General features: G+C 66.9%; 5 protein-coding genes. 3 read left to right on the top strand and 2 right to left on the bottom strand.

Annotated elements, in window-relative coordinates:
- Nucleotides 1-726: alpha/beta hydrolase family protein (locus RMO57_RS08845; RefSeq protein WP_310385829.1), on the top strand; the 726-nt coding region annotated here is incomplete at its 5' end.
- Between the two features lie 23 nt (nt 727-749).
- On the opposite strand, the gene RMO57_RS08840 is transcribed toward RMO57_RS08845, so the two are convergent.
- Nucleotides 750-1,982: a M28 family metallopeptidase gene (locus RMO57_RS08840; protein WP_310385828.1), complete on the bottom strand. Its 1,233-nt coding sequence runs from the start codon at nt 1,980-1,982 to the stop codon at nt 750-752.
- Between the two features lie 178 nt (nt 1,983-2,160).
- Here RMO57_RS08840 and RMO57_RS08835 point away from each other — a divergent pair, with 178 nt between their 5' ends.
- Complete coding sequence (locus tag RMO57_RS08835) at nt 2,161-2,586, top strand: CopG family transcriptional regulator (protein WP_310385827.1); 426 nt, start codon at nt 2,161-2,163, stop codon at nt 2,584-2,586.
- Between the two features lie 19 nt (nt 2,587-2,605).
- On the top strand, nt 2,606-3,769 hold the full coding sequence (locus RMO57_RS08830) for a PHB depolymerase family esterase (RefSeq protein WP_310385826.1): 1,164 nt from the start codon (nt 2,606-2,608) through the stop codon (nt 3,767-3,769).
- A gap of 23 nt (nt 3,770-3,792) precedes the next feature.
- Here RMO57_RS08830 and RMO57_RS08825 read toward each other — a convergent pair.
- Nucleotides 3,793-5,111, bottom strand: a 1,319-nt coding sequence (locus RMO57_RS08825) for a beta-ketoacyl-[acyl-carrier-protein] synthase family protein (RefSeq protein ID WP_310385825.1), incomplete at its 5' end; no start/stop codon positions are given.

Raw genomic sequence — 5,111 nt, 5'->3', positions numbered from 1 at the left:
GACTACAAAGAAGGCGAGGCCCGCCCCACCCTGGTCTGGGCCTATCCGCTCGAATTCAACGATGCGGCGCTGGCCGGTCAGGTGTCAGGCTCACCCAACCGCTACCCCAACTTCAGCGGCATCAGCCCCCTGATGCTGGTGCTGGACGGTTATGTGGTGCTGAACGAGGCGACCATGCCCATCGTCGGCGACGCCAAAGCGGTCAATGACGAATTCATTGAGCAAATCAGTCTGAGCGCGCGCGCCATCATCGACAAGGCCGAGGATCTGGGCGTCACCGACCCCAAACGGGTGGCCATCGGCGGCCACAGTTATGGCGCCTTCATGGCCGTCAATCTGCTTGCCCACACCGACCTGTTCAAGGCCGGCATTGCGCGCAGCGGCGCCTACAACCGCACGCTGACGCCGTTTGGTTTTCAGAGTGAGCGGCGCTCACTCTGGGAGGCCCGTGACACCTATCTGAAGCTGTCGCCGTTCTTGTATGCCAACCAGATCAAGGAGCCGCTGTTGCTGATTCACGGCGACGCCGATGACCGTGCCGGCACCCTTCCGATGCAGTCCGAGCGGCTCTACCAAGCGCTCGCCGGCACCGGCGGCACGGCGCGTTATGTGCTGCTGCCGCTGGAGGCACATGGCTACAGCGCGCGCGAGTCGGTGGGCCATGTGCAGTGGGAAATGCGCCAGTGGCTGCGCGCCCATCTGGGTGACCCCAAAGACTCACGCTGAGTAGCTTGACCAAGCCCGGCAACTCAGGGCTTGAGCTTGGCACCGGCCAACTGCGCGACGGCCGCCAAGGTGGTTTGAGCCGCATTCAACCCGAGCAAAAAGTCCTGATCCGAAAAGGCCGAGTACAGATCGGTCGGTTGGTGCCAGTGCGGGTTCCAGCCGGCGCCGATCTGCATGCCGCGCTCGTTCTCGCGCAGCGAGATCGCCGGCACCAAATCCATGAACGGCATCGAGTCGGTGTTGGTCATATGAAAGCCGACGGCGGCCGGGTAATGGCTGGCGTATTTGTCATTGGCGGCGCGCAAGGCCCAGGCCAGCGCGGCGGCGCCGTCCGCGTATTTGGCTTTGGACTGGTACTCGATATTGACGTCCGCTTCGGCTCGCTGGGCCTTGGGCGGCGCGAACACCGTCTTGCCCTGGGCGTCCGTTTGGGCCACCGGCATGCCATGGTCGAACAGCATCATGTCGTGCTGGATCATGCCGAGCCACTTCGGCTCGGGATAGCGGCCCGAGCCCTTGGGCGACTCGATGCCTTGCAGGTCCTTGCGCTGGGCCACATAAGCGGACGCGCCCTGCAGGCCGGTCTCTTCGTTGTTCCACAGCACAAAACGGATCGAGCGCTCGGTCACCACGCCGGGCTGGCTGAAGATGCGCGCCAACTCCATCACCAAGGCGGTGCCCGAGCCGTCGTCATTGGCCGCCTCGCCCCAGCCGATGCCGTCCATATGCGCGCCGACGATGTACATCTCGCCGGGGCGGCTGCTGCCGACCTTGGTGCAATAAACGTTCTCGCGCAGCGAGGTGCCCACCGGCGTGGGCTCGGCATTCAGCGCGCGCAGACGTTCGTCGGGCTGGGCCATGGGATCGTTGTTCACGCCCGTGGCCGCGCGTTGCCCGAACAAGGTGCTGCCACCCTGCCCAGCAGGGCCGCCGGCACGTGCGGGCTGCGGCGCGGCGGGTGTGCGCTTGGCCGGCTCGGTGTATTGATATTGCAGCCGCTCGGTATTGCTGCAGCCATAGGACTTGAGCTGGGCCTCGATCCAGTCCAAGGCCTTGCGGTTGCGCTCGGTGCCTTGGCGGCGGTCACCGAACTGCGTCAAGCCCTTGATGGTGGCCTTGTACTTCTCCAGATCGAGCTGGCTGACCAAGGCGGCGACCGGGTCAGCGGTGGCCGGGGCGACCGGCGGCGCGGGCTGTGCCTGCGCCACCGCACAGACCAGCGCGAGAGAGACAAGGCGGGCAGTGACAGTTGCCATGAACGGGGTGTGCATAGGGCGTTGGCTAAGGCGTTGAGGATGGCTCGGGTTATACCGGCAAATCGGCCAGCGCCGCGCCCATGCTCGCCGCGTTGTCAACAGGGTCTTGGACCGGCAACCCCGCGCCTCAAGATAATTATGCTCCAATTAGAATCTAATTAGATTCCAATTGGGTGATATGAAAGCCAACAGCACAGCGATTGAGGTCCGCCAACGGGCCGGCGAGACCGAGAAGATGACCGTCAATGTTGGCGTGGTCGATCTGGGCCATGTCGACCTGCTGGTCCAGGAGGGCTTTTATTCAAACCGCTCGGACCTCGTGCGCACCGCGCTGCGCAACCAGCTGGCCCTGCATGCCGACGTGGTCAAGCAGGCGGTGGCGCGCCGCACGCTGAGCGTGGGCCTGCTGCACTACAGCCGCGCCGACCTGGAGGCCGTGTTGGCGGCGGGCCAGCGACTGCAGATTCAGGTGGTCGGGCTGGCCCGCATTGCCGACGACGTCAGCCCAGAACTGGCACTCGCCACCATCGAATCGGTGCACGTGCTGGGCGCACTGCAGGCGAGCCCGGCGGTGCGTCGTGCCCTGTCCGATCGAATTCATTGAGCTTGTCAGAGAGAACACCATGAAAAACCCATTCAACGCACGCGCGCCGTCCTTCGACGCCGCGGCAATCAACGCCACGATCAAGCGAGCGCTGGCCGCTGCCGGGCTCGACACCAAAACCGGCCTGATGCATGAGGTCACCGAAACCGTGCGGCGCGCCTTGGCCGGTGGGCGCTCGGCGCCGCGCTCATCCGGCGCGACCGACGCCGCGGTCATCGATGTCGCCGCGCGCGTCGTGCCCGGCGCTGAAGACGCGGACACCTCGCGCGGCCGCCCGCCCTCTGGCCGCGCAACCCGGCAGCCGCCCGGCAGCTTTGAGGCCTACGAATTCAGCAATGCCGCCGGCAGCCGGGCCTACAAGCTCTATGTGCCGGCGGGCAAGCCCGCTGCGCCGCGCCCGCTGCTGGTGATGCTGCACGGCTGCACCCAGTCGGCCGATGACTTCGCCGCCGGCACGCAGATGAACAAACTGGCCGACGAGCAGGGCTGCTTGATCCTGTATCCCGAGCAGGCTGCGCAGGCAAATACCTCGAAGTGCTGGAACTGGTTCAAGCCTCAAGACCAAGAGCGCGGCGCCGGCGAGCCCGCGCTGATTGCCGGCATCGTCGGCGAGATCGCGCGCCGGCATGGCACCGACCCAAGGCGGATTTTTGTCGCCGGGCTGTCGGCCGGGGCGGCGATGGCGGTGGTGCTGGGTGAAACCTACCCGGAGTTGTTTGCCGGCGTCGGCGCCCATTCCGGCCTGCCCTACGGCAGCGCGCATGACATCCCGTCAGCCTTGAGCGCGATGAAAGGCGGGCGCGGCGCGATGTCCGGCATGACCCGGGCGCGGCCGGCGAAGAAAGCGCAGCAGGCCGTGCCCATCATCGTCTTCCATGGCGACCGGGACCACACCGTGCAGCAGTCGAACGGCGCGCAGATCGTCCAGCAGGCGCGCGATGCGCATGGCGCCTTGGTCGTCAGCACCCAGACCGGCAGCTCCTCGGGCGGCCGCAAGTTCAGCCGCAGCGTCCATGCCGACGCGAGCGGGCAGCCCTGGATTGAAAGCTGGACCCTGCACGGCGCAGGACACGCCTGGTCGGGAGGACACGCGAGCGGCAGCTATACCGACGGCCACGGCCCGGATGCTTCCGCCGAAATGCTGCGCTTCTTCATGGCCCTGCCACGCGCCGGTTCGGCCTGAACTGTCGCGGGCTGCCGCCTCATTCAATCCCCGCGACCCAGCACCAGCACGGCGTTGGTGCCGCCGAAGGCGAACGAGTTGGACAGCATCCGCCGGGCGGCCACGCCCTCGCGGGCTTGGTTGGCGACATAGTCCAGATCGCAGTCGGGGTCGGCCTGCTGCAGATGCATGGTCGGCAGCGCCACTTCGGCCTGCATGGCCAGCAGCGACAGCACGCATTCCAGCGCGCCGGCAGCACCCAGTAAATGACCGTGGATGGCCTTGGTGGCGCTGATGGGGAGCTGATCCGCCCGCGCGCCGAACACCGCCTTGATAGCGGCGGTCTCGGTCAGGTCATTGGCTTGGGTGCCGGTGCCATGTGCATTGATGGCATCGATCGCGCCCGGATCACTGCCGGCGGAGCGCAAGGCGGCCTTGATCGCGGCCACCTGGCCCTGGACGCTGGGGCGGGTGATATGGCTGGCGTCGTTCGATTGCCCATAGCCGCAAATTTCGCCAAGAATGCGGGCCCCGCGCGCCTTCGCACGGGCCCAAGGCTCGATCAGCAACATCGCCGCGCCCTCGCCTAACACCATGCCGCTGCGGTTCTTTGAGAACGGCCGGCAGGAGGCGGCCGGCTCCAGCGCGTCCAGCGTGGCCACCGTGTGCAAGGCCTCCCAGGCCTTCAAGGAGCCGGGCGACAGCGGCGCTTCCGAGCCGCCGGCGAGCGCCACCTCCAGCTGGCCGCTGGCCACCCGCAGCCATGCCTCGCCGATGGCCACCGCCGAGGACGAGCAGGCGGTCGAATACGTCATATTGGGCCCGCGCAGGCCATGCTCGATGCCGATCCAGGCGGCGGCCGCGTTGTGCATGCCCATCAGAATAGTGAAGGGCTTGATGCGGTCGGACTGCTCGCCGTAGAGGGTCTGGTAGCCGGCGTCCATGGTCAGCGTGCCGCCCATGCCGGTGCCGACAAAAACGCCCGCGCGTTCGCTGTCAAGGCCGTCCAAGGCGCCCTGTGCAGCCTGCACCGCCTGGTTGGCGGCGAACAAGGCGAACAGGCTGAAGCGGTCCAGCATGCGCGCCTTGCCCGGCTCCAGCTCAGGCATGGCGGCTAAGCTCGCGAGCGCGGCAATTGGTGAGTTCAGCCGGCTGGCAAAAGGCAGCTCCAGCCGGCGCACCCCGGAGCGGCCGGCGCGCGCGTTCGCCAGCAGCTCGGCCAGGCTATTGCCCAGCGGCGACACCACGCCGATGCCGCTGACCGCGACTCGTCTCATAGCACTTGCAGAACGGGCTTCCCGGGCGAAGCTGTGGCCGGCACAAGGGGCTTGGCCGGCCATCAGCTCATCAATGAAGCGAACCA

The organism is Roseateles sp., assembly GCF_031397715.1.
Taxonomy (GTDB): Bacteria; Pseudomonadota; Gammaproteobacteria; order Burkholderiales; family Burkholderiaceae_C; genus Paucibacter_A.
The sequence above is the reverse complement of the archived record's forward strand: the minus strand, read 5'-3'. Positions and strand labels throughout refer to the sequence as shown.